Below are 22,484 nucleotides of genomic sequence, written 5' to 3' on the forward strand. Positions count from 1 at the left end.
GCCTGCGAAGCACGGTGGAGGCCCAGTAGCTTACCGCAAGAAGTCCGCGAGCGCGGCGAGCGTCTCGGCTGGTTTCTCCTCGGCGAGGAAATGGCCGCAATCGAGCACGGCCGCCTCGATCTGCGGCGCGAAGCTGCGCCGCCATGCCTCGGGCGGCTCCTCTGCGCCAGGCCGGACGAGATAGGTGCGGCTGTAGAGAAGGAGGGCCGGGCAGCCGATCCGCTTGCCTGCGGCGAGGTCCGATTCGTCCTGCGACCTGTCGGTCGTCTTGCCGGCACGGTAATCTTCGCAGAAGGCGTGGATGCGGTTCGGCTCGTTGCAGCTCTGGCGATAGGATTCGAGTGCCGCGGGATCGAAGACGTCGAGGGATTTCGGCCCGGACCAGTCCCTCAGCAACCCGTCGAAATAGGGCAGGGGATCGCGGCCGATCTCCTGCTCGGGCTGCGGCGCCGGCCGCGCCAGGAAATCCCAATGAGCGGCCGGCTGGAGCCCGGCCTCGATCCGCCGCCAGACCTTGATCGTGGGAATGATATCGAGGAGGGCCAGCCGCTCGACCCGGCCGGGCGCGTCGAGCGCGAGCCGATAGGCCACGCGCGCGCCCCGGTCGTGCCCGACGAGCGCGAATCGGACATGGCCGAGCTGCTCCATGACGGAGACGACGTCCCGCCCCATGACGCGCTTGGAATAGGCGTTCCGTCCTCCGTCCCCGGGCGGAACCGAGGACCAGCCGTAGCCCCGCAGGTCCAGGCAGAAGACCTCGTGTGTCTTCGCGAGAGCCGGCGCGATCCGGTGCCACATCGCGTGAGTCTGCGGGAAGCCGTGCAGCAGCACGAGCGGCGGCCCCTCGCCCCCGGAGCGGGCAAAGATGCGACCCGCCTCCGTATCCAGCCAATGCGACCGAAAGCCGGGGAAGAGATCGCACGTCACGGGGCGTCGTCCGGCATCCAGGCGGGGCGGATATCGGTCAGCGCGAACCCGTCTCCCTTGAAGAGAAGCGGGGCGTCCCGCTGGCGGGCGAGGCCCATCACGATGCAATCGGCGAAGGTGAGCGCAGCCTCGTGCCGGCCCTGGCCGTAGGCCGCGAGAGCCGCGCGGGCGAATTTCGCCTGGACCGCGTCGAAGGGCACGATCTCGATCCCGAGGAGGTCGAGCAGACGGTCCAGCACCTCGGGCTCGCAGGTCGGCAGGCGCCGGCGCAGGACGATATCCGTCTCGACCACGATCGCGGCGGAGGTCGCGACGGCGGGCGATTGCAGGATCAGGTCCTCGAACAGCGCGCGTTCCGGCTCGCCGAACAGGATCGCCGCAAGGGCGGAGGTATCGACGATCATCGGGCGCCGTCCGATTCGCTCGCGGCGGCGCGGGGCAGGCCGTCGAGATAGGCCGTGATTTCGCGCAGGCGCCGCTTGCGGCGGGCGACGTCGCTGCTGTCGGGCATCAGCCGCGCGAGCCTTTCGGCGACGGAGATTCTCACGGCCTCCGTGAGGGTCTCCCCCGACCGATCCGCCAAGTCGCGGATGAGGCGCTCGACCTCGACATCCCTGATCAATACCGCCATCGCGCTTCCCACGCCGACCCGAGTCGCCCCCTATAGCACGGCCCCGAAAGTCTCTCAGGCGTTCTCCCGCACGATCGCGCGAAAGCCGATGTCGCGGCGGAAGAACCCCTCCGGCCAGTCGATCGCGGCGACGCCCGCATAGGCGCGCTTCTGCGCCTCCCCGATGGTCGGCGCCGTCGCGGTGACGGCGAGGACGCGGCCGCCGGCGGCGATCAATTCGCCGCCCTCCTGCGCCGTGCCGGCGTGATAGACGCTCACGCCTTCCAGCGCTTCCGCCGCCTCGACGCCGCGGATGACCGAGCCGCGCCCGACCCGTCCGGGATAGCCGCGGCTCGCCATGATCACGGTGAGCGCGGCCTCCTCCGACCAACTCGGCCGGATCGTGTCGAGGGCGCCGTCGCGGGCCGCGATCATGAGGGAGAGGAGGTCGCTGCGCAGGCGCGGCATCAGCACCTCTGCCTCGGGATCGCCGAAGCGGACATTGTACTCGATCAGCTTCGGCCCCTCGGCCGTCAGCATCAGCCCGGCATAGAGGATGCCGAGGAAGGGCATGCCCCGTTCCCGCATCCCTGCGAGGGTCGGGCGGATGATCCGCGCCATGATCTCCTCCTCGAGGGCGGGCGTGACGAGGGGCGCGGGCGAATAGGCGCCCATGCCGCCCGTGTTCGGCCCCTCGTCGCCGTCGAAGGCGCGCTTGTGGTCCTGGGCCGTGCCGAAGAGGACGGCGTGGATGCCGTCGCAAAGGGCGAAGACGCTGGCCTCCTCGCCGACGAGGCATTCCTCGACGAGGATTTCCGCCCCGGCCGCGCCGAGCCCTCCACCGAGCATCGATTCGGCGGCGGCCTCCGCCTCGGCGAGCGTCGCGGCGACGACGACGCCCTTGCCGGCGGCGAGGCCGTCCGCCTTGATGACGATCGGGGCGCCCCTCTCGCGCAGATAAGCCTTCGCCTTTTCGATCTCGGTGAAGCGCGCGAAAGCGGCGCCCGGAATGCCGAAATCCCGGCCGATCTCGCGGGTGAAGGCCTTCGAGCCCTCGAGCTGCGCGGCGGTCCGGCGCGGCCCGAAGCAGCGGAAGCCCTGCTCTTCGAGATCGTCGACGAGGCCCGCGACGAGCGGCGCCTCCGGGCCGACGACGACGAAGTCGATCTTCTCGCGCCGGCACAAGGCGGCGACGGCCTCGTGATCGGCGATGTCGAGCGGCAGGTTGGTGCCGCAGGCGGCCGTTCCGGGATTGCCGGGCGCGATGAAGAGCGCGTCGCAGAGGGGGCTTGCGGCAAGCGCCTTGGCCAAAGCGTGCTCGCGCCCGCCCGAGCCGATGAGGAGAACGTTCATGGGCGCTGCCTAGCCGGGGCTTCTGCGGGGGGCAACCGCTGCCAGCCCTCCCCGCCACTTCGTGGGGGGGAGGGTGGGAGTCAGCCCTCGCCGCGCGCCCTCAGCTCCGCCCGGAAGCTGTCGATCGCAACGCGCCGGCTTTGCCGCTCGGCGTGCCAGAAGGTCCAGCCGTTGCAGGCGGGCAGGCCCTGGACCAGCGCCCCGATCTTGTGGATCGAGCCGACGGCGGGCGGGACATGGAGCGTGCCGCCCGCCCGCACGAGAGCGCCAGGGCGCCGGGACGGGCGGGGGAGCCGCCCCCCCGGCCCCACGAGCCCCGCCTCGACCACGTCGAGGAAGGGAATGCGCCGCTCGGCGCGCTTGGCCGGGGGGGCGGCGATCGCCGGATTCGCCAGCGGCTCGACGGCCGCGATGCGCCGGCGGGCCACCGCGGCATAAGTCTCGTCCCGCTCGATGCCGACGAAGCGGCGGCCGAGCCGGCGCGCCACGGCGCCGGTCGTGCCCGAGCCGAAGAAGGGATCGAGCACGACGTCGCCCGGATTGGTCGCGGCCATCAGGACGCGCCCCAGCAGCGCCTCGGGCTTCTGCGTCGGGTGCGCCTTGCGGCCGGCCTCGTCCTTCATCCGCTCCTCGCCCGTGCAGAGCGGGAACAGCCAGTCGGAGCGCATCTGGAGGTCGTCGTTCCCGGCCTTCAGCGCCTCGTAATGGAAGGTGTAGCGCTTGGCCTGCGGCCCCTTCGAGGCCCAGATCAGCGTCTCGTGCGCATTGGTGAAGCGGCGGCCGCGGAAATTCGGCATCGGGTTGGCCTTGCGCCACACGATGTCGTTCAGGATCCAGAAACCGAGATCCTGAAGGCTCGCGCCGACCCGGAAGATGTTGTGGTAGGAGCCGATGACCCACAAGGTCGCGTTCGGCTTCATGATCCGCCGTGCCTCGGCGAGCCAGTTGCGCGTGAAGGCGTCGTAGCTCGCGAAGGAAGCGAACTTGTCCCAATCGTCGTCCACCGCATCGACGAGCGACTGGTCGGGCCGCGTCAGCGCGCCTTCGAGCTGGAGATTGTAGGGAGGGTCGGCGAAGACGAGGTCCACGCTCTCCGAAGGCATCCGGCGCAGAGCCTCGATGCAATCCCCGACGATGATCTCGTCGAGCGCGAGGATCTCCCTTGTGGGAAGAGTCCGTGGCGCCGGCGCGGTCGACCCGGTACGCGAGACCTGTTTCCGGGCGACGGCGCCGGCTGCCGCGGTACGCAGGGTACCCATGGCCAAACACCGGTTACGCAACTGACGCCGCGGTTATGGTCCGGGCAGGGTAAAAGCCGCGTTTGCCGTTCCCGATCGGGGGCGTTTCGTTTTGGGGCTGCAATTTTTGCCGCCCCGGTCAGGCAGCCGATTTGTCCCTCGCCGCCGCGGCGACGCGCACGGGCGCGAAGGAGCGCCGGTGATGGGGGCAGGGCCCCTCGCGGCCGAGCGCGGCGAGATGGGCTGCGGTCGAATAGCCGACATTGGTCGTGAAGCCGTAGGCGGGATGGAGCAGGGCGAGGCGCTGCATCATCCGGTCGCGCACGACCTTGGCCACGATCGAGGCGGCCGCGATCGAGGGCACGCTGGCATCGCCCTTGATCACCGTCTCGACGGGGCAGGGAAGGGGAGGCGGATCGTTGCCGTCGACCAGGGCCGCGTCCGGGCGGCAGGGCAGGGCCGCGAGGGCCCGGCACATCGCCGCAAGCGTCGCCTGGCGGATATTGATGCGGTCGATCTCGGCCGCCGCCACGGACGCGATCCCGACCGAGGCGCCCGCCAGGATCTCCAGGAACAGCTCCTCGCGCCGCTCCGCGCTCAGCGCCTTCGAATCGCCGAGTCCCTTCGGGATGCGCCGCATGTCCAGGATGACGGCCGCGGCGACGACCGGGCCCGCCAGCGGACCGCGCCCGACCTCGTCCAGCCCCGCGACGAGGCCGTGTCCACCGCGGATCAGCCTGCGCTCGCGGGTGGGCTTGAGGAGAGGAAGAGGCGGCACCTGAAACCTCCGGCGAATCGGGGCGATCGGCCCGGCAGGCGACACCGGCGGAAGCCGATTCGCAACCGGGCGGCGCCTCAGAACAGAGCGAGCTGGGCGGCTTCCTTCACCGGCGCCCTGAAGAGATCGCAGCGAAGCTTCGCGCGCTCCGTATTGAAGCCGAGCCTTTCCGCCGCCGCCTCGAACCTGCGGCCGATCATCCAGGCATAGGGGCCGGTTCCGGTCTGCCGTTGGCCGAAGGCCGAATCGTAGAGCTTGCCGCCGCGCGTCTCCTCGACGAGCGAGAGGACGTGCTTCATCCGGTCCGGGTAGTTCTCCGCCAGCCAGTCGCGCACGACGCCCTTCAGCTCGAGCGGCAGGCGCAGCAGCACGTAGCCCGCCTCCCGCGCGCCCGCCGCATGGGCGGCCCTGAGGATTCCCTCGATCTCGTGATCGTTGATCGCCGGGACGATGGGCGCGACCAGGACCGAGACGGGAATGCCCGCCTCGGCGAGCTGGCGGATCGTCGTCAGCCGCCGGGTGGGCGTCGCCGCGCGCGGCTCCATGCGGCGCGCGAGCACGGGGTCGAGCGTCGTCACCGAGATCGCGACCTTGGCGAGCCCGCGCGCGGCCATCGGGGCCAGGAGGTCGATGTCGCGCGTCACGAGCGCGGATTTGGTCACGATCCCGACCGGATGGCCCGTCTCCGCGAGCACTTCCAGCACCTGGCGGGTGATCCGATAGGTCTTCTCGATCGGCTGGTAGGGATCGGTATTGGTGCCGATCGCGATCATGGCGGGCTCGTAGCCGGACGCTGCGAGTTCCTTCCTCAGCAGTTCGGCCGCATTCGGCTTGGCGAAGAGCTTCGTCTCGAAATCGAGGCCGGGTGAGAGGCCCTGATAGGCGTGGGTCGGCCGCGCGAAGCAATAGACGCAGCCGTGCTCGCAGCCGCGATAGGGATTGATCGAGCGGTCGAAGCCGATATCGGGCGAGTCGTTGCGGGTGATGATCGTGCGCGGCTTCTCGATGGTCACCTCGGTGCGGAAGACGTCGGCTTGCTCCTCGGTCTCCCAGCCGTCGTCGAAGCGCTCGCGCTGCACGGGCTCGTAGCGCCCGTCCGGATTGGCGGTCGCGCCGCGGCCGCGCCGCCTCTGCGCCTCCACAGGGCCGTAGGTCCTCGCCTCCGGCCGGCGCCGGTCGATCGCCGGCTCCGCGAATCGGGTGGGGGCCTTGATGATGTCGTCCTGCTTCGCGCGTCGAAGAAGCGTGCGGGCCATGGCGGCCTCCTGCGAATCGTCTCACGCACAGACTAGAACAAAACAAGAACTTAGCAATCCTGCTCCATCCTTGGCCGCCGTTCTGCCGCAAGCCCCTGGAGAAGCGGGCTTTCCGACGAGAACGAACGGAGATCGCGTTCGGTTTCGGACAGCCTGTGGATAACGGGGATGAAGACTTGCGCCCCTTGGAGATCGTTGGGCCCGGCCGACGACGTCCGGGACGGCGCCCCGCTTTCAGGCGGCTGTCTTTTCGCCGTCTATCGGCGAAAGCGCGCCCAAAGCAGCAGTCCCGCCACCGCTGCCACGATCATCATCACGAGGGCGACGAAGAGGGCCGACTGGTCCAGCCATGCCGCCGCGGGCACGCACAGCCCCATGACGATGCCGTTCAGCGCCATGCGCCAGGACGCGGTATGCACGCCGGCGACGAAGGTGCCGAGCGCCAGCAGCAGGAGCACGGTGAGGCTGGTGGCATCGGCATCCGCGACCGCCTGGACGCTCGGAAGGAACACGAGGTTCATGGCGGCCAGGAACGCGCCCCAGTGCAGGGCCTGCGTCCAGATGAGGCGCAGGCGCTGGTCCCTGCCCGCCGCTTTCGACCAGCCGGAGAAGATTCCCACGCCGCAGCCGGCAAGCGCCGTGAGTTCCCAGTAGACGACCAGCAGCTTGTGCGTCATCGCCCCGTAGGCGACGCCGCCCACGGTCATGATCAGAAGGAGGAGATAGGGCAGCTCGCGCAACCAGAAACCGCGATCCAGCAGCCCGGACGCAACCCCCGCTCCTCCTGGCCGATGCGCATTGCTCATGGTTTCCGCTCCCCTCGCCCGACAGTTGAGGCTGCGGTCGCCTCCGCCCTGCCATGGCGGGATCCTTGCCATAGCGGAAGGCCGGGCGATGCCACAAGCAGGCGGGCGATCGGGCCCGGCGCCGCTAGGCTCCCTGGACCGCGCCGCGCCGCAGATGCTCGTCGAGGCGGGGAAGGATCTCGACGAAGTTGCAGGGCCGGTGCCGGTAGTCGAGCTGCGCGGCGAGGATGCCGTCCCAGGCGTCGCGGCAGGCTCCCGGCGATCCGGGCAGGACGAAGACGAAGGTCTGCCCGACGAGGCCCGCGGTGGCGCGCGACTGGATCGTCGAGGTGCCGATCTTCTCGTAGCTGATGCGATGGAAGACGGTCGAGAATCCCTCCATGCGCTTCTCGAAGAGCGGCTCGATCGCCTCGGGCGTCACGTCGCGGCCGGTGAAGCCGGTGCCGCCCGTGGTGAGGATCGCGTCAATGCCCCGATCGGCGCTCCAGGCGGCGACGGTGCCGCGGATCACCTCGACGTCGTCGGCTACGACCCGGCGCCGGGCGAGGACATGGCCCGCCGCCGTCAGGCGCTCGACCAGGATGTCGCCGGAGCGGTCGTTCTCGATGGTGCGGGTGTCGGAGACCGTCAGCACCGCGATCCGCAGCGGGACGAAATGGCGGGAAGGGTCGAGGCCCATCGCCGCCTCAGAGATAGGAGGCGCGGAAAGTGTCGCAGCTCTGGACCTGCCCGGACTTGAAGCCCTTCAGCAGCCAGCGGACCCTCTGCTCGGAGGTGCCGTGGGTGAAGGTGTCGGGGATAGCCTCCCCCTGGGAGCGCTGTTGAAGGCGATCGTCGCCGATCGCCTGGGCGGCGGCGACGGCCTGGCGGACATCCGCCTCGGTGATGGCGTTGAAGCGGTCGTTCGAGTTCTTGGCCCAGACGCCGGCGAGGCAGTCGGCCATCAGCTCGACGCGGACGGAAAGCTGGTTGGCCTCCGCCTCGCTCACCTCCTGCTGCTTGCGCTGGACCTTGGGCAGGATGCCGAGGACGTTCTGGACGTGATGGCCGACCTCGTGCGCGATCACATAGGCATAGGCGAAGTCGCCGCCGGTGCCGAACTTGCGCTGCATGTCCTGGAAGAACGAAGTGTCGAGATAGACTTTCCGGTCGAGCGGACAATAGAAGGGCCCCATCGCGGACTGGGCCATGCCGCAGCCGGAGCGGGTGCCGCGCGTGTAGAGGACAAGCCCGGCCGGCGAATACTGGCGGTTCATCTGCGCGGGCAAGACCTGCTTCCAGACGTCTTCGGTATTGCCGAGGATATTGGCGGCGAAGCGGCCCATCTGGTCGGCGGGGGCGCCCTTCTTGCCCGGCGCGGGCGCCTGCTGCTCGGTGGCCGGTCCCTTCCCGCCGGTGACGACCTCCGCGCCCTGGATGAGGATGCGGGGATCGATCCCCAGCGCCCAGGCGAGAATGCCGACGATGATCAGCGTGCCGAAGCCGAGGCCGCCGCGCGAGCCGGGAAGCGGCACGCCGAAGCCGCCGCCGCCGCTCTGGCCCCGGCGATCCTCCACGTAGTCGGAGGGGCGGAAATCTTCCCAGCGCATGGCGGTTCCTTCGGCGGTTCCCCGGCGGCCTCGAAAGGGGCCGGACTGACAAGCGGATTGCGGCGGCTCGGGTTCCGCCATCCCGCTTGCAGAAGCTCTAGAGCTGGCTCCCTCCCGGGTTGCCGTCAAGCTCCCTCTTGAGGAGCAGGAGGTCGCGCCAGGCGAAGCGCTTGTGGAGCGGCTGGCGCAGCAGATAGGCGGGATGGAGCATCGGCAGGATGCGCAGCGGGCGTCCGCCCACGACGCGGTCGTGCCAGCGTCCGCGCAGGCGCGTGATCCCTTCCTTGGCGCCGAGAATGACCTGGGTCGAGGGCGCGCCGAGCGTCACCAGCACCTGCGGGGCGGCAAGTTCGATCTGGCGCAGGGTGAAGGGCAGGCAGGCGGCGACTTCCTGGGGCGTCGGCGTGCGGTTTCCCGGCGGCCGCCAGGGCACGATATTGGCGATGTAGACGCTCGTGCGGTCGAGGCCGATGGCGGCCAGCATGCGGTCGAGGAGCTGGCCCGCCCGGCCGACGAAGGGAAGGCCCGTCCGGTCCTCCTCGGCTCCGGGCGCCTCGCCGAGCAGCATCACCCGCGAGCCGGGCGCGCCGTCGGCGAAGACGAGCCGGCGCGCCGATCCCTTCAACGCGCAGCCGTCGAAGGCGTCCAGCAGGAGGCGCAGTTCCTCCAGGCTCCGCGCCCCCGCCGCGCGGCTGCGCGCATCGGCGGCGACCGTGTCCGTCGCCTGGACGGCGAGTCCGGGAAGAGCGGCGGTGCGGGGCTCCGCCGGAGATCGCATGTCCCGGCGCTCCGGCTCCCGGCGCTCCGGCGGCGTGGGCCTGGGCGCGGACGGGCGTGAGGGTTCCCGCTCGGCGAAGCGGTCGCGTGGCGTCTCGTCGAGCGCGGCGTCGACGCCCGCGGCGACATGGAAATCGAGCAGGGCGAGGAGGCCGTCGCGTTCGCAGGGGCCGTCCGTCGGAGGGGGGCGAGAACTCGGCACAGGGGTTCCGGCTGGGCCGGATCAAACTAGGACGGAGGGCCGGCCCGGTCCAGCGGCGGATGAGCGCGGCGCGAAGGGGATAGAATGCGGGATCTTTAACGAAGTATGTCAGAAGCTATGCTCATGACGCATGCCAACATGGCGATTAAGCCGATTGTTGCGCTGCAACATGATACATACACATATCTCCACGAGAGGAATCGCCCTGGAACGGCCTTTCAGCCCCGGTGGCTAGCGCTGCCGGATATGTCACCAGGAGACGAACGATGCTGCTGTTTTTCCATTTCCGTGAGGTTCTCGCCGAAATCCGCGACCTCTTCCGTCGGCTCGATCGGGCTTCGAGCAAGACCGATCACTAAGGCCGCCATGACCCGCGAACGGGATGCCGGCCTTGGCCGGCCCCGCGGGTGAGAAACGCCGCCGACTGGGCGCGTTGTTGCGCTGCAACATGGTGCATACGCATATCTCCACGAGAGGAATCGCCCTGAGCCGGCCTTTCAGTCCCGGCGGCTAGCGCTGCCGGATATGTCACCAGGAGACGAACGATGCTGCTGCTTTTCCATTTCCGTGAGGTTCTCGCTGAAATCCGCGACCTCTTCCGTCGGCTCGATCGGAGTTCGAGCAAGGGCGATCGCTAAGGCCGCCATGGCCCGCAGACGGGGTGCCGGCCTTGGCCGGCCCCGCGGATGAGAAGCCGCCGCCGACAGGGCGTGACCCACGACGGCATCCGCCGAACGCTCCCTTCCCTGCTTGTCACCGGGCCGGCACCATCCCATAGGTCCTGATAAGGATTCCAATCTGGCTGGAGCGGGAAAGATCATGTCCGAGGCGGACGACGCGTTGCCGGCGCGCGAATCGATGGAATACGACGTCGTGATCGCGGGCGGCGGCCCGGCGGGCCTCGCGACGGCGATCCGCTTGAAGCAGATTGCGGCCGAGCGCGGCGAGGAGATTTCCGTCGTGCTCGTCGAGAAGGGCTCCGAGATCGGCGCGCATATCCTGTCGGGCGCCGTCATCGACCCCATCGGCCTCGACCGCCTCCTGCCGGACTGGCGCGAGGATCCCGAGCGGCCCCTGACGACGCAGGTCACGAAGGACGAGTTCCTGTTCCTCGGGCCCGCCGGCGGCGTGAAGCTGCCGAATTTCGGCATGCCGCGGCTGATGGACAACCACGGCAAGTTCATCGGCTCGCTCGGCGATCTCTGCCGCTGGCTCGGCCGGCAGGCCGAGGCGCTCGGCGTCGAGATCTATCCCGGCTTCGCCGCGGCCGAGATGCTGATCGAGGACGGCAAGCTCGTCGGCATCGCCACGGGCGACATGGGCATCGGCAAGGACGGCGAGCGCAAGGACGATTTCACGCGCGGCATGGAGCTGCGCGGCCGCTACACGATCCTGGCCGAGGGCTGCCGCGGCAGCCTGTCCAAGCAGGCCATCGCCCGGTTCGAGCTGGCCCGGGAGGCCGACCACCAGAAATACGGCCTCGGCGTCAAGGAGCTGTGGCGCATCGACCCGGAGCGGTTTCGCAAGGGGCTCGTCCAGCACGCCATGGGCTGGCCGCTCGGCGGGCGCACGGGCGGGGGCTCCTGGCTCTACCATTTCGACGAGAACCTCGTCTCGGTCGGCTTCGTCGTCCATCTGAACTACCAGAACCCGACGCTGTCCCCCTTCGAGGAGATGCAGCGCTTCAAGACGCACCCGATGATCCGGGACGTCTTCGAGGGTGCCAAGCGCATCGGCTACGGCGCGCGCGCCATCGTCGAGGGCGGCTGGCAATCGGTGCCGCGGCTCGCCTTCCCCGGCGGCTGCCTCGTCGGCGACGCGGCGGGCTTCGTGAACGTGCCGCGCATCAAGGGCTCGCACAACGCGATCCTCTCGGGCATGCTCTGCGCCGAGCATTTGGCCCCGGCCCTCGCCGAGGGCCGCTCGCATGACGAACTCGTGGATTACGAGGAATCCTGGCGCGGCTCGGAGATCGGGCGCGACCTGTTCAAGGTGCGCAACGTCAAGCCGCTCTGGTCGAAATACGGCACCTATCTCGGCATTCCGCTCGGCGGGCTCGACATGTGGATGAACGAGCTGACGGGCTCCTCGCTCTTCGGCACTTTGTCGCACGGCAAGCCCGATTATGAGACGCTGAAGCCGCTCTCCGAAGTGAAGCCGATCGTCTATCCGCGCCCGGACGGGGTCCTGACCTTCGACCGCCTGTCCTCGGTCTTCCTCGGCAACGTCAACCACGAGGAGGACCAGCCGGCGCATCTCAAGGTCGCCGACATGGCCTTGCAGAAGCGTTCCGAACTCGACGTCTATGGCGGCCCCTCGGGCCGCTATTGCCCGGCCGGCGTCTATGAATGGCTGGAGGAGGCGGGAACCGAGCCTCGCTTCGTGATCAACGCGCAGAATTGCGTCCACTGCAAGACTTGCGACATCAAGGACCCGAACCAAAATATCACCTGGACCACGCCCGAAGGCGGCGGCGGGCCGAACTACACCAGCATGTGAGCGCCGGCCCCTCGGGCCGGCCGAGGCAGGCACCGATGGCAGAGCAGGATCTCACGGGCATCTGGCAGGGGCTCTATTCCTATGGCGGCCTCGGCGATCATGTCGGGTTCACCGCGACGCTGATCGATTCGGGCGGGGCCCTCTACGGCTCGACGCATGAGCGCGACCCGCATCTGGCGCCGACGAGCCTCGAGGCGAGCCTCTCCGGCCGCCGTCGGGGGCGGCGGGTGAGCTTCACCAAGATCTACGAGGCGCAGGACGAGCACCTCCTGCCCATCGCCTATGAGGGCAATCTCAGCGGGGACGGGACGGAACTGGAGGGGACCTGGGAGATCCGCAGCCCGCCCCTGTCGGGGCGCTTCCTGATGTCGCGCCCGCCTCGCCGGGCGGCCGAGGCCGAGGTAGGGGAGACGGTTCGCGCCTGAGAGGCTGCGGCATCTGCGCGTCAACCGGGCGCCTTGCCGGTCCTTGGCGAAGGGTCCAAGGTGGCATAATTCCCCGCGCGCGCCCGAATCCCGGACGCGCCAGGCCGGAGCGGATATGCAGTTCCTTTCTTCCTGCGGTATCGCCGCCTCGCGCCGGCATGCGGCCGGGCCGGTCAGCCGGGCTCTGCTGGTCGCGGTTCTCGCTGGCGGCGTCTTCTCGACCGCGGCCGAGGCGCGCCGCAGCCAGCCTGCGCCGCCTGCCCCGAAAGTCTCCCCCTACGTCTCGGCCGACAGCCTCGAAGGCAATTTCCTCTCCGGCTATATCGCCGTGGCCTCGCGCGACACCGGGGCGGCGGCTCATTATTATCGCGAAGCCCTGCGCGACGATCCCGGCAATCCCGACCTGCTCGACCGCGCCTTCATCTCGCTCCTGGCCGACGGCGATTTCGCCGAGGCGGGCCGGATCGCCGACCGCATCGTCGCGCGCGATCCGGCCAATGGCCTCGCCCAGCTCGCCCTGGCCGTGCGGGCGATCAAGGCGCGCCAGTTCGTCACGGCGCGGAACATCCTGTCCCGCGGCGGGCGCGGCAGGACGGCCGACCTCACCGCGATGCTGCTGACCGCCTGGTCCTATGCGGGAGCGCGCGAGGGCAAGCGGGCGCTCGAGACCATCGGCTCGGCGCGCGGCGAGGGCAGCTTCGCCGTCTTCCGGGACTACCATGCCGCGCTGATCGCCGACGTGACCGGCAACGTGGCCGAGGCCGAGCGCCGCTTCAAATCGGCCTGGGACGCCGACAAGTCGACGATGCGCATCGTCGACGCCTATGGGCGGTTCCTGGCGCGCCAGGGCCGGCGCGAGGAGGCGCTCGCCCTCTACCGGAGCTACGAGGGGGCGGGCTCGCGGCACGCCTATATCAAGTCGGCCATCGCCGCGCTGGAGGCGGGCAAGCCGCTCGATCCGCTCGTCAGGAACGCGCAGGAGGGAGCGGCGGAGGTGCTGTTCGGGCTCGGCTCGGCCGGCTCCCAGCAGGGCGACGAACTGGCCTCGCTGATCTATCTGCGCCTGTCCCTGGTCCTCAATCCCGACAACGCGCTCGCCATCGTCGCCATGGCGGACGTGTTCGACCGCATGAAGCAGACCGACCAGGCGATCGAGGCGCTGAAGCTCGTGCCGGCGAATTCGCCGCTCAAGGCGAGCGCCGACATCCAGATCGGCCTCAGCCTCGAGCAGATGGGGAAGGGCGAGGAGGCGATCGCCCAGCTCGACCGCGCCAGGGCCGAGAAGCCCGACGACACCGAGGCGCTCGTGGCGCTCGGCAACGTCCTGCGCTCGCGCAAGCGCTACGCCGAGGCGGCCGAGGTCTATACGCAGGTCCTCGACAAGATGCCGGAGGACCAGCCCGGCCGCTGGCCCATTCTCTATTATCGCGGCACCGCCTATGAGCGCGCCAAGCAATGGGACAAGGCGGAGGCGGACCTCAAGGCTGCCCTCGCGCTCGTTCCCGAATCCGAGCCGATCGGCCGTTCGCAGGTGCTGAACTATCTCGGCTATTCCTGGGTCGATACGGGTCGCAACATCGACGAGGCGTTCAAGCTGCTGAAGCGCGCCGTCGAGCTGAATCCCCGCGACGGCATGATCATCGACAGCCTCGGCTGGGCCTATTACCGCCTCGGCCAGTACGACGATGCCGTGCGCGAGCTGGAGAAGGCGGCGGAGCTGAAGGCCGGCGATCCCGTGATCAACGACCATCTCGGCGACGCCTATTGGCATGTCGGGCGACGGCTCGAGGCGCAGTTCCAGTGGCAGCATGCCAAGGATGCCGGCCCGGAGCCCGAGGACCTGCCGAAGATCGAGGAGAAGCTGCATGGCGGCATGCCCGAATTGCCGCGCCCGGCCGAGACAGGCTCGACCAACCTGACCGAGCAGATCAAGAACGGCGGCTGAGCGTTCTTTCCGGGCCGAAGCGATGAAGGGGGGAGGGGGGAGCGCCGTCCTGCGGACGCGCGCGCCGGCCAAGGTCAATCTGACCCTGCATGTGCGCGGCCGCCGCGCGGACGGCTATCATCTGCTGGAAAGCCTCGTGGCTTTCGCGGGCGCGGCCGATCTTCTGGAATTGCGGCCCGCTGATGCTCTCGCGCTCGAGGTGGAAGGGCCGACTTCCGCCGCCTCGGGCCCCCCCGAGGCCAATCTCGTGCTGCGCGCGGCGCGAGCCCTGGCGGAGCGCCGGCCCGGACTGAGGCTCGGCGCCTTCCGGCTCGTCAAGCGACTCCCGGCCGCGGCCGGGATCGGCGGCGGCTCCTCGGATGCGGCCTCTGCCCTGCGGCTCCTCGCGCGGCTGAACGGATGGCCGGTCACCGACCCGGCGATTGTCGGGGCGGCGCGGGCGACCGGCGCCGACATCCCGGTCTGCCTCGATCCGCGCGCGCGCATGATGCGGGGAATCGGGGAGGAGATCGGCCCGCCGGCCGCGCTGCCTCCTCTCTCCTGTCTTCTGGTCAATCCCGGTGTCGCGGTGCCGACGGCCGATGTCTTCCGCGCCCTCGGCCTTCCCCCCGGCGCGATCCGGAACCGCGAGGCCCACGCCGAGGCGCCGCGAGGCGTCGACGCTCTGCACCGCATGCTCGCCGCAGCCCGCAACGATCTCGAGCCGCCGGCCATCGCCCTTGCGCCGGCCGTAGCGGAAGCGCTCGATCTGCTGCGCGCGCTCGACGGCTGCCGCCTCGCCCGGATGTCCGGCTCGGGCGCGACCGTCTTCGGTCTCTTCGACGATTGCCGGGGCGCGGCGCGGGCGGCTGCCGTGGTCCGGGCCGCGCGGCCCTCCTGGTGGGTCAGGCCGACCCTGCTGCGCTGAGTGAGCTGTCCCGCCTGCGGCGCCCGGAGGCGCCGGGCGCGGGTCAGCAGCAGCGGAAGCCGCGCCGTCCGTCCGCGCCGTAGCGGGCGAGCTGCCGCTCCCGGAAGAATTCCGGATAGGTCATCGGCGTCCGGTCGGGATGGGTCGCCCGGATATGGGCGACATAGGTGTCGTAATCGGGGAAGCCCACCATCAGGCGGGCTCCCTGGCACAGGCAGCGCGCGAACTCGGACCAGCGCGCCTTGAGATCGCTCGCCTTGAGATCGCTCATGGCCATGGCGGGCCTCAATGCCCCGACACGACGACGGCGTTCGGATCGGCGACGCCGACCGTCTCCTGCGCTGTCCAGCGATCGGCCCGGTAGGCCTCGAGGCAGGAGCGGATGCCGTAGAAGATGATGCTGACGACCACGATGACGAAGATGCCCGCGAGCGCCGCGTCGATGCGGTCGTTGAGGATGATCTGGCTCATCTCGCCCGCGTTCTTGGCCGGCGCCAGGATCTCGCCCTTGGCCGCGGCCTCGGAGAAGCGGTTCGCATGCGAGAGGAAGCCGATGCGCGGATCGGGATGGAAGATCTTCTGGAGGCCCGCCGTCAGCGTGCCCACGACCAGCCAGACCGTCGGCACGATCGTGATCCAGGCGTAGCGCTCGCGCTTCATGCGGAAGATCACCACCGTGCACAGGATCAGCGCCACCGCTGCCAGCATCTGGTTCGAGATGCCGAAGAGCGGCCACAAGGTATTCACGCCGCCGAGCGGGTCGGTGACGCCCTGGTAGAGGAAATAGCCCCAGGCTGCGACGCAGAGCGCCGTCGCGGCGATGCTCGAGCCCCATGAGGCCGTCTCGCGGAAGGCCGGCACGAACACGCCGAGGAGATCTTGCAGCATGAAGCGCCCCGCCCGCGTGCCCGCATCCACCGCGGTCAGGATGAACAAGGCCTCGAACAGGATGGCGAAGTGATACCAGAAGGCCATCATGGCCTTGCCGCCGACGACGGAGGAAAAGATATGCGCCATGCCGACCGCGAGGGTCGGCGCGCCGCCGGCGCGCGAGATGATGGTGTGCTCGCCGACGTCGCTCGCCGTCTGCTTGATGTCCTCAGGGGTGACCTTGAAGCCCCATTCGGAGACCTTCGCGGCCGCGCTCTCGGGCGTCGTGCCGATCACCGCCGCCGGGCTGTTCATGGTGAAATAGATGCCCGGATCGATGATGGAGGCCGAGACGAGCGCCATCATGGCGACGAAGCTCTCCATCAGCATGCCACCATAGCCGATGAAGCGGGCATTCGTCTCGTTGTCGATCAGCTTCGGCGTCGTGCCGGAGGAGATCAGCGCGTGGAAGCCCGAGACCGCGCCGCAGGCGATGGTGATGAACAGGAACGGGAAGAGCGAGCCCGACCAGACCGGCCCCGTCCCGTCGATGAAGCGCGTCACGGCCGGCATCCGCAGGTCGGGCGCGACGAAGAGGATGCCGAGCGCGAGGGCGCCGATCGCCCCGATCTTGAGGAAGGTCGAGAGATAGTCGCGCGGGGCGAGCAGCAGCCAGACGGGCAGGATCGAGGCCACGAAGCCGTAGCCGATCAGCATCCAGCAGAGCTGCACGCCGGTGAAGGTAAAGGCCGGTCCCCAGACGGGGCTCTCGGAGACGTTGCGCCCGAAGACGATGGCCAGCATCAGCAGCACGAAGCCGATGATCGAGACCTCGCCGATGGCGCCTGGCCGGATATAGCGCGTGTAGAGCCCCATGAAGAGCGCGATCGGGATCGTGGCCGAGACGGTGAAGAAGCCCCACGGGCTCTCGGCCAGCGCCTTGACGACGATGAGCGCCAGCACCGCAAGGATGATCACCATGATGACGAAGGTGCCGAAGAGCGCGATCACGCCCGGGATCGGCCCCAATTCGGTGCGGATCAGCTCGCCGAGGGAGCGCCCGTCACGCCGCATCGAGACGAAGAGGACCATGAAGTCCTGCACCGCCCCCGCGAAGACGACGCCGGCCAGGATCCAGAGGATGCCCGGCAGATATCCCATCTGCGCCGCGAGGACCGGTCCGACCAGGGGCCCCGCGCCCGCGATCGCCGCGAAATGGTGGCCGAAGAGGACGTAGCGGTTGGTCGGCACGTAGTCGAGGCCGTCGTTGTGGACCATGGCAGGGGTCGCGCGCGACGGGTCGAGCTTCATCACCTTCTGGGCGATGAAGAGCGAGTAGTAGCGATAGGCGATAAGGTAGACCGCGACGGAGGCGACCACCATCCAGAGCGCGTTGACATGCTCGCCGCGCTCCGTCGCCACGATGGCGAGGGCCGCCGCTCCGAGTGCCCCCAGCAGGATCCAGGGCCCGTGTGTCCGTAGCGCGCCGACCATAGACATTTCCTCGCGATTTTCCCGATCCATTACGTCTTTCGTCGAGCCTGTCCAGCGGATTCGCGGGTCCAGGTGACGGGCGTTCACAGGTGGGGAGGGCGCTTCGTCCTGCCGAGGGAACGGGGCGTCCCCGCCCGTCCGGCCTCGCCCCGTCCGCACCCTACCCACCACCTCCCGCCCGTGCTAAACGCGCGCCCATCCGAGGAGCGCCGGCCGTTCGATCGAGGCAGCCCGTTGGCTGCGCGGCCGCCTCTTCGACGAGGTCGTCATGAGCGCAGCCACTTCGTCCGGCTACAAGCTGTCGAACAGCTTTTTCTCCGCCTCCCTCGCCGATGCGGATCCCGAGATCGCCAAGGCCGTCGACGCGGAGCTGGGCCGCCAGCGCGACGAGATCGAGCTGATCGCCTCGGAGAACATCGTCAGCCGCGCCGTGCTCGAGGCCCAGGGCTCGGTGATGACCAACAAATATGCGGAAGGCTATCCGGGCCGGCGCTATTACGGCGGCTGCAGGTTCGTCGACATCGCCGAGAACCTCGCCGTCGAGCGCGCCTGCCGCCTCTTCGATTGCGCCTATGCGAATGTGCAGCCCAATTCCGGCTCCCAGGCCAACCAGGCCGTCTTCATGGCGCTCATGCAGCCCGGCGACACCTTCATGGGGCTCGACCTCGCCTGCGGCGGGCACCTGACCCACGGCGCGCCCGTCAACATGTCGGGCAAGTGGTTCAACGTCATCTCCTACAAGGTCGACCGCGAGAGCGGCCTCGTCGACATGGAGGAGGTCGAGAAGCTCGCGCGCGAGCACCGGCCGAAGATGATCGTGGCCGGCGGCTCGGCCTATTCGCGCCATTGGGATTTCGCGCGCTTCCGTCAGATCGCGGACGAGATCGGCGCGTATTTCATGGTCGACATCGCCCATTTCGCCGGGCTCGTCGCGGGCGGGGCGCATCCGTCGCCCTTCCCGCACGCCCATGTCGCGACCACGACCACGCACAAGACCCTGCGCGGGCCGCGCGGGGGCATGATCCTCACCAACGACGAAGCCTTGGCCAAGAAGTTCAACTCGGCCGTCTTCCCGGGCCTCCAGGGCGGGCCCCTCATGCACGTCATTGCCGCCAAGGCCGTCGCCTTCGGCGAGGCGCTCCGGCCGGACTTCAAGCTCTACGCTCATGCGGTGGTGGAGAATGCGAAGGCGCTCGCCGGGACGCTGAAGGCCGGCGGCCTCGACATCGTCGCGGGCGGCACCGACAACCACCTGATGCTGGTCGACCTGCGCCCCAAGGGCCTGACCGGCAAGGCCGCCGAGGCGGCGCTCGGGCGCGCCCATCTCACCTGCAACAAGAACGGCATTCCCTTCGATCCCGAGAAGCCGATGGTGACCTCCGGCATCCGGCTCGGCACCCCGGCCGGCACGACGCGCGGCTTCGGCGTCGCGGAGTTCAAGAAGATCGGCGAGATGATCGTCGAGGTGCTGGACGGCCTGAAGGCGAACGGGGAGGGCGGCAACGGCGCCGTCGAGGCCGCGGTCGTGGCCAAGGTCGGCGAGCTGACGCGGCGCTTTCCGATCTATCCCTGACGGATGCGCTGCCCCTTCTGCGGCAATCCCGATACGCAGGTGAAGGAGACGCGGACGTCGGATGACGGCTCCGCCACCCGCCGCCGGCGCGTCTGCTCCGATTGCGGGGCGCGCTTCACGACCTTCGAGCGCCCCCAGCTTCGCGAGCTGACGGTGGTCAAGCGCTCGGGCCGCAAGGTCGCCTTCGATCGCGACAAGCTCTCGCGCTCGATCGAGGTGGCCCTGCGCAAGCGCCCCGTCCAGGAGGAGCGCGTCGAGCGCCTCATCAACGGCCTCGTGCGCCGGCTCGAAAGCGCGGGCGAGGCCGAGATCGCCAGCAGGACCATCGGCGATCTCGTGATGGAGGCCCTCAAGGCGCTCGATTCCGTGGCCTATGTGCGCTTTGCGAGCGTGTACAAGGATTTCCGCGGGCCGAGCGATTTCGAGGAACTGCTCGGCTCCCTGACGGCGCCCCCGCGCGAGGAGCAGGCGCCGTGACGCCGGGAGAGGTCGGCCGCGACGACATCCGCCTGATGGGCCTCGCCCTTGCGCTCGGCTGGCGGAACAACGGCCGCGCATGGCCCAATCCCTCGGTCGGGGCGGTGATCGCCGATCCGTTGACGGGACGGATCATCGCGCAGGCCGCGACCCAGCCCGGCGGCCGGCCGCATGCGGAGACCGTCGCCATCCGGGCCGCGGGCGAGGCCGCGGCGGGGGCCGTTCTCTATGTGTCGCTGGAGCCCTGCTCCCATCACGGCCGCACGCCGCCCTGCGCCGATGCCATCGTGGCGGCCCGCCTCGGCCGCGTCGTGACGGCGCTGGAGGACCCGGACCCGCGCGTCGCCGGACGCGGCCATTCGCGCATCGTGGCGGCAGGCATCGCCGTGAGGACGGGCGTGCTGTCGGACGAGGCGAGGCGCGCGCATCGGGGCCATCTGACGCGGATCCGCGAGGGACGGCCCGCCGTCACGCTGAAGCTCGCGCGAACGCCCGACGGATATGCCGCGCGGCTTCCCGGCGAGCGGCGGCTGATGATTTCCGGCGAGGGCGCCGGGCATGTCGTGCACCTGATGCGGGCTCATGCGGACGCGATCCTGGTCGGGGTCGACACCGTCCTCGCGGACGATCCTCATCTCAACGTGCGCCTGCCGGGCCTCGAGGACCGCTCGCCCCTGCGCGTGGTCTTCGACACCCGCCTGCGGATGCCGCTCGGCTCGCATGTCGTCGCGAGCGCCCGCCTCCGCCCGACCTGGGTGGTGTGCGGCGAGGACGCGGATGCGGAATGCGAGCGCGCACTCCGCGCAGCCGGGGTCGAGGTGATGCGCTCGCAGGTCGATGCGGCGGGCCGGCTGGACCTGCCGGCCGCGATGCGGCTCCTCGGCTCCCACGGGCTGACACGCGTCTTCAGCGAAGGCGGCCCGACCCTCGCCGACGCGATGGCGCGCGAGGGGCTGATCGACGATCTCTTCATCGGGACGGGAAGCGTGGCCCTCGGCCGGCCCGGCCGGCCGGCCCTCGGGCCTCATCTCCAGGCCGCGCTGGACCGCGATTTCCGGCTCGTCGCGAATCGGCGGATCGAGGACGATACGATCGCGCATTTCGAGAGGCTTTGACGTGTTTACCGGGCTCGTGAGCGATATCGGCCGGGTGGCGGCCGCGGAGGGCGGGGAGCGCCTGCGGAAGCTCCGCATCGAGAGCGGCTACGATCCCGCGACGATCGCGCTCGGGGCGTCGATCGCCTGCGGGGGGCCCTGCCTCACGGTGACGGCCTCGGGACCGGGAGAGCGCGGCGCCTGGTTCGAGGTCGATGTCGCGGCCGAGACGCTGGCGCGCACGAATGCGGCGGGCTGGCGCCCCGGCACGCGCCTCAATCTCGAGCGCTCGCTTCGGATCGGCGACGAGTTGGGAGGTCATCTCGTCACCGGCCATGTCGACGGCCTCGCCGAGATCGTCTCGCGAGAGGAGGTGACGGGCGGCGATTGGGGAGAGAGCGTGCACTTTCGGCTTCGCGCGCCGCAGCCGCTCGCCCGCTTCATCGCCGAGAAGGGCTCGGTCGCGCTGGACGGGACCTCGCTGACGGTCAACGAGGTGCGGGGCCTCGAATTTTCCGTCCTCCTCATCCCGCATACGTTGACGGTCACCACCTGGGGGGACCGTCAGCCCGGCGACCGCGTCAATCTCGAGGTCGACCTGATGGCCCGCTACGCGGCACGTCTTACCGAGGCAGGCGCATAGGGCATCGCGTGCCGCGTGCGAATGCAGACCTGCCGCGCGGCGCGCGGCTTGCCGATGCGGGGCGGCCCCGATACTGACCCCGACGCCGCGACGGTGCCTTGAGGCGTTTCAAGGCGGGTCGCCCGGTATCGAGGAGCGGGCGAGGCTCGTCCCGGAGAGAATGGTCGCGATCGGTCAATCACGGAAAGCGCGCACGAGGCTCGGCGGGGGCGTCAGGGCCCTGGTCGTCGAGGCGCGCTATTACGAAGGCATCGCCGACGAGCTTCTGGCGGGGGCGCGGGCCGCCTTGCGGGAGGCGGAGATCGGCTGCGACGTCGCCACCGTGGACGGCGCGCTGGAGATCCCGGCGGCGATCGCGATCGCCCTCGACGAAGCGGAGGCCGCGGGGCGGCCCTATGGCCTTGCGGTCGCGCTGGGCTGCGTGATCCGCGGGGAGACGGGCCATTACGACATCGTGGCCGGGGAAAGCTCGCGCGCGCTCATGGACCTGTCCGTCGCCCGCCGCCTGCCGATCGGCAACGGCATCCTCACGGTCGAGAACGAGGAGCAAGCCTGGGCGCGGGCGCGCGTGGCCGAAATGAACAAGGGGGGAGGGGCTGTGGATGCGGCCGTCTCGGTCCTCCTCGCGACGCGCGGCCTGCGGGAGCGCGACCGTGGCTAAGCCGGCGGAGCGGAGCGCTGCGCGGCTCGCGGCCGTCCAGGCGCTCTATCAGATGGATGTCTCGGGCAAGGGCGTCTTCGATGTCATGGCGGAATTCGAGGCGTTCTGGATCGGCCGCGAGGTCGAGGGCGTCGAGTTCAAGCAGGCGGAGAGGGCGTTCTTCCGGGCCTTGCTGGCTGGCGCCGTCGAGCAGCAGCGGGTCATCGATCCGCTGATCGACAGGGCGCTCTCGGCCGGCTGGCCGCTCGCGCGCATCGAGGCCGTCCTGCGCGCCATCCTCAGGGCCGGAGGCTACGAGCTGGCTTGCATGAAGGACGTTCCCGCGCGCGTCGTCATCTCCGAATATGTCGACGTGGCCCA

The 22,484-nt window shown here is 69.7% G+C and carries 23 protein-coding genes; 10 read left to right on the forward strand and 13 right to left on the reverse strand.

Annotated elements, in window-relative coordinates; translation table 11 throughout:
- Positions 1 to 30 precede the first annotated feature (30 nt).
- The 11 genes from PKD06_RS04745 to PKD06_RS04795 form a co-directional block, all read right to left on the reverse strand.
- The gene (locus tag PKD06_RS04745; protein WP_324378098.1) at positions 31 to 927 is read right to left on the reverse strand and encodes an alpha/beta hydrolase; all 897 of its coding nucleotides are present in this window, start codon (positions 925 to 927) and stop codon (positions 31 to 33) included.
- Positions 924 to 1,331: a type II toxin-antitoxin system VapC family toxin gene (locus PKD06_RS04750; RefSeq protein ID WP_324378100.1), complete on the reverse strand. Its 408-nt coding sequence runs from the start codon at positions 1,329 to 1,331 to the stop codon at positions 924 to 926. The genes PKD06_RS04745 and PKD06_RS04750 overlap by 4 nt, the downstream gene beginning before the upstream one ends.
- Positions 1,328 to 1,558, reverse strand: coding sequence for a type II toxin-antitoxin system VapB family antitoxin (locus tag PKD06_RS04755; RefSeq protein WP_324378102.1), 231 nt, complete (start codon positions 1,556 to 1,558; stop codon positions 1,328 to 1,330). The genes PKD06_RS04750 and PKD06_RS04755 overlap by 4 nt, the downstream gene beginning before the upstream one ends.
- Before the next feature lie 54 nt (positions 1,559 to 1,612).
- Positions 1,613 to 2,890: a phosphoribosylamine--glycine ligase gene (gene purD / locus PKD06_RS04760; RefSeq protein ID WP_324378104.1), complete on the reverse strand. Its 1,278-nt coding sequence runs from the start codon at positions 2,888 to 2,890 to the stop codon at positions 1,613 to 1,615.
- Positions 2,891 to 2,970: 80 nt separating this feature from the next.
- A complete protein-coding gene (locus PKD06_RS04765) occupies positions 2,971 to 4,149 on the reverse strand; it encodes a site-specific DNA-methyltransferase (protein ID WP_324378106.1) in 1,179 nt (392 codons plus the stop codon).
- Positions 4,150 to 4,267: 118 nt separating this feature from the next.
- Positions 4,268 to 4,906, reverse strand: coding sequence for a ribonuclease HII (locus PKD06_RS04770; protein WP_324378108.1), 639 nt, complete (start codon positions 4,904 to 4,906; stop codon positions 4,268 to 4,270).
- Positions 4,907 to 4,983: 77 nt separating this feature from the next.
- The gene (locus PKD06_RS04775) at positions 4,984 to 6,162 is read right to left on the reverse strand and encodes a PA0069 family radical SAM protein (protein WP_324378110.1); all 1,179 of its coding nucleotides are present in this window, start codon (positions 6,160 to 6,162) and stop codon (positions 4,984 to 4,986) included.
- A 257-nt stretch (positions 6,163 to 6,419) separates the two neighbouring features.
- Entirely contained in the window at positions 6,420 to 6,968 is a 549-nt protein-coding gene (locus PKD06_RS04780) for a hypothetical protein (protein ID WP_324378112.1), read from the reverse strand.
- Positions 6,969 to 7,092: 124 nt separating this feature from the next.
- A complete protein-coding gene (gene moaB, locus PKD06_RS04785; protein ID WP_324378114.1) occupies positions 7,093 to 7,647 on the reverse strand; it encodes a molybdenum cofactor biosynthesis protein B in 555 nt (184 codons plus the stop codon).
- 7 nt (positions 7,648 to 7,654) lie between these two features.
- Entirely contained in the window at positions 7,655 to 8,557 is a 903-nt protein-coding gene (locus tag PKD06_RS04790; RefSeq protein WP_324378116.1) for a neutral zinc metallopeptidase, read from the reverse strand.
- Between the two features lie 97 nt (positions 8,558 to 8,654).
- Positions 8,655 to 9,536: a uracil-DNA glycosylase gene (locus PKD06_RS04795; RefSeq protein ID WP_324378118.1), complete on the reverse strand. Its 882-nt coding sequence runs from the start codon at positions 9,534 to 9,536 to the stop codon at positions 8,655 to 8,657.
- A gap of 819 nt (positions 9,537 to 10,355) precedes the next feature.
- Between PKD06_RS04795 and PKD06_RS04800 the strand changes: the two genes are divergently transcribed.
- The 4 genes from PKD06_RS04800 to PKD06_RS04815 all read left to right on the forward strand — a co-directional run bounded on the left by PKD06_RS04800 (position 10,356) and on the right by PKD06_RS04815 (position 15,312).
- Positions 10,356 to 12,035, forward strand: coding sequence for an electron transfer flavoprotein-ubiquinone oxidoreductase (locus tag PKD06_RS04800; RefSeq protein ID WP_324378120.1), 1,680 nt, complete (start codon positions 10,356 to 10,358; stop codon positions 12,033 to 12,035).
- 35 nt (positions 12,036 to 12,070) lie between these two features.
- Positions 12,071 to 12,460: a hypothetical protein gene (locus PKD06_RS04805; protein WP_324378122.1), complete on the forward strand. Its 390-nt coding sequence runs from the start codon at positions 12,071 to 12,073 to the stop codon at positions 12,458 to 12,460.
- 115 nt (positions 12,461 to 12,575) lie between these two features.
- A complete protein-coding gene (locus PKD06_RS04810) occupies positions 12,576 to 14,405 on the forward strand; it encodes a tetratricopeptide repeat protein (RefSeq protein WP_324378123.1) in 1,830 nt (609 codons plus the stop codon).
- 22 nt (positions 14,406 to 14,427) lie between these two features.
- Positions 14,428 to 15,312: a 4-(cytidine 5'-diphospho)-2-C-methyl-D-erythritol kinase gene (locus PKD06_RS04815; protein WP_324378125.1), complete on the forward strand. Its 885-nt coding sequence runs from the start codon at positions 14,428 to 14,430 to the stop codon at positions 15,310 to 15,312.
- Positions 15,313 to 15,355: 43 nt separating this feature from the next.
- Here PKD06_RS04815 and PKD06_RS04820 read toward each other — a convergent pair whose 3' ends face one another.
- Positions 15,356 to 15,589, reverse strand: coding sequence for a CstA-like transporter-associated (seleno)protein (locus PKD06_RS04820; protein ID WP_349255101.1), 234 nt, complete (start codon positions 15,587 to 15,589; stop codon positions 15,356 to 15,358).
- 8 nt (positions 15,590 to 15,597) lie between these two features.
- Positions 15,598 to 17,676 carry a carbon starvation CstA family protein gene (locus PKD06_RS04825; protein WP_324378127.1) on the reverse strand — a complete coding sequence of 693 codons (2,079 nt, stop codon included), beginning with the start codon at positions 17,674 to 17,676 and terminating at the stop codon, positions 15,598 to 15,600.
- A gap of 268 nt (positions 17,677 to 17,944) precedes the next feature.
- Here PKD06_RS04825 and glyA point away from each other — a divergent pair, with 268 nt between their 5' ends.
- The 6 genes from glyA to nusB form a co-directional block, all read left to right on the forward strand.
- Positions 17,945 to 19,249, forward strand: coding sequence for a serine hydroxymethyltransferase (glyA, locus tag PKD06_RS04830; RefSeq protein ID WP_324378130.1), 1,305 nt, complete (start codon positions 17,945 to 17,947; stop codon positions 19,247 to 19,249).
- Positions 19,250 to 19,252: 3 nt separating this feature from the next.
- Positions 19,253 to 19,726, forward strand: a complete 474-nt coding sequence (gene nrdR / locus PKD06_RS04835) for a transcriptional regulator NrdR (protein WP_324378132.1) — start codon at positions 19,253 to 19,255, stop codon at positions 19,724 to 19,726.
- A 35-nt stretch (positions 19,727 to 19,761) separates the two neighbouring features.
- A complete protein-coding gene (gene ribD / locus PKD06_RS04840) occupies positions 19,762 to 20,841 on the forward strand; it encodes a bifunctional diaminohydroxyphosphoribosylaminopyrimidine deaminase/5-amino-6-(5-phosphoribosylamino)uracil reductase RibD (RefSeq protein ID WP_324378146.1) in 1,080 nt (359 codons plus the stop codon).
- 1 nt (position 20,842) lies between these two features.
- A complete protein-coding gene (locus PKD06_RS04845; RefSeq protein WP_324378134.1) occupies positions 20,843 to 21,463 on the forward strand; it encodes a riboflavin synthase in 621 nt (206 codons plus the stop codon).
- A 160-nt stretch (positions 21,464 to 21,623) separates the two neighbouring features.
- The gene (gene ribH / locus PKD06_RS04850; protein WP_324378136.1) at positions 21,624 to 22,124 is read left to right on the forward strand and encodes a 6,7-dimethyl-8-ribityllumazine synthase; all 501 of its coding nucleotides are present in this window, start codon (positions 21,624 to 21,626) and stop codon (positions 22,122 to 22,124) included.
- Positions 22,117 to 22,484, forward strand: a 368-nt coding sequence (gene nusB / locus PKD06_RS04855; RefSeq protein ID WP_324378138.1) for a transcription antitermination factor NusB, incomplete at its 3' end; no start/stop codon positions are given. The genes ribH and nusB, both read left to right, overlap by 8 nt.

It is taken from the genome of Enterovirga sp. (genome assembly GCF_035325185.1).
GTDB lineage: Bacteria > Pseudomonadota > Alphaproteobacteria > Rhizobiales > Beijerinckiaceae > Enterovirga.

Excerpts from the sequence above, each read along its gene's own strand:
- glyA (WP_324378130.1), top strand. The coding sequence starts at position 17,945 with ATGAGCGCAGCCACTTCGTCCGGCTACAAGCTGTCGAACAGCTTTTTC.
- PKD06_RS04750 (WP_324378100.1), bottom strand. The coding sequence starts at position 1,331 with ATGATCGTCGATACCTCCGCCCTTGCGGCGATCCTGTTCGGCGAGCCG.
- PKD06_RS04790 (WP_324378116.1), bottom strand. The coding sequence starts at position 8,557 with ATGCGCTGGGAAGATTTCCGCCCCTCCGACTACGTGGAGGATCGCCGG.
- PKD06_RS04780 (WP_324378112.1), bottom strand. The coding sequence starts at position 6,968 with ATGAGCAATGCGCATCGGCCAGGAGGAGCGGGGGTTGCGTCCGGGCTG.
- ribH (WP_324378136.1), top strand. The coding sequence starts at position 21,624 with ATGGTCGCGATCGGTCAATCACGGAAAGCGCGCACGAGGCTCGGCGGG.
- PKD06_RS04825 (WP_324378127.1), bottom strand. The coding sequence starts at position 17,676 with ATGGTCGGCGCGCTACGGACACACGGGCCCTGGATCCTGCTGGGGGCA.
- PKD06_RS04755 (WP_324378102.1), bottom strand. The coding sequence starts at position 1,558 with ATGGCGGTATTGATCAGGGATGTCGAGGTCGAGCGCCTCATCCGCGAC.
- PKD06_RS04775 (WP_324378110.1), bottom strand. The coding sequence starts at position 6,162 with ATGGCCCGCACGCTTCTTCGACGCGCGAAGCAGGACGACATCATCAAG.
- moaB (WP_324378114.1), bottom strand. The coding sequence starts at position 7,647 with ATGGGCCTCGACCCTTCCCGCCATTTCGTCCCGCTGCGGATCGCGGTG.
- nrdR (WP_324378132.1), top strand. The coding sequence starts at position 19,253 with ATGCGCTGCCCCTTCTGCGGCAATCCCGATACGCAGGTGAAGGAGACG.
- PKD06_RS04765 (WP_324378106.1), bottom strand. The coding sequence starts at position 4,149 with ATGGGTACCCTGCGTACCGCGGCAGCCGGCGCCGTCGCCCGGAAACAG.
- PKD06_RS04815 (WP_324378125.1), top strand. The coding sequence starts at position 14,428 with ATGAAGGGGGGAGGGGGGAGCGCCGTCCTGCGGACGCGCGCGCCGGCC.
- ribD (WP_324378146.1), top strand. The coding sequence starts at position 19,762 with ATGGGCCTCGCCCTTGCGCTCGGCTGGCGGAACAACGGCCGCGCATGG.
- PKD06_RS04820 (WP_349255101.1), bottom strand. The coding sequence starts at position 15,589 with ATGGCCATGAGCGATCTCAAGGCGAGCGATCTCAAGGCGCGCTGGTCC.
- PKD06_RS04805 (WP_324378122.1), top strand. The coding sequence starts at position 12,071 with ATGGCAGAGCAGGATCTCACGGGCATCTGGCAGGGGCTCTATTCCTAT.
- PKD06_RS04810 (WP_324378123.1), top strand. The coding sequence starts at position 12,576 with ATGCAGTTCCTTTCTTCCTGCGGTATCGCCGCCTCGCGCCGGCATGCG.
- PKD06_RS04800 (WP_324378120.1), top strand. The coding sequence starts at position 10,356 with ATGTCCGAGGCGGACGACGCGTTGCCGGCGCGCGAATCGATGGAATAC.
- purD (WP_324378104.1), bottom strand. The coding sequence starts at position 2,890 with ATGAACGTTCTCCTCATCGGCTCGGGCGGGCGCGAGCACGCTTTGGCC.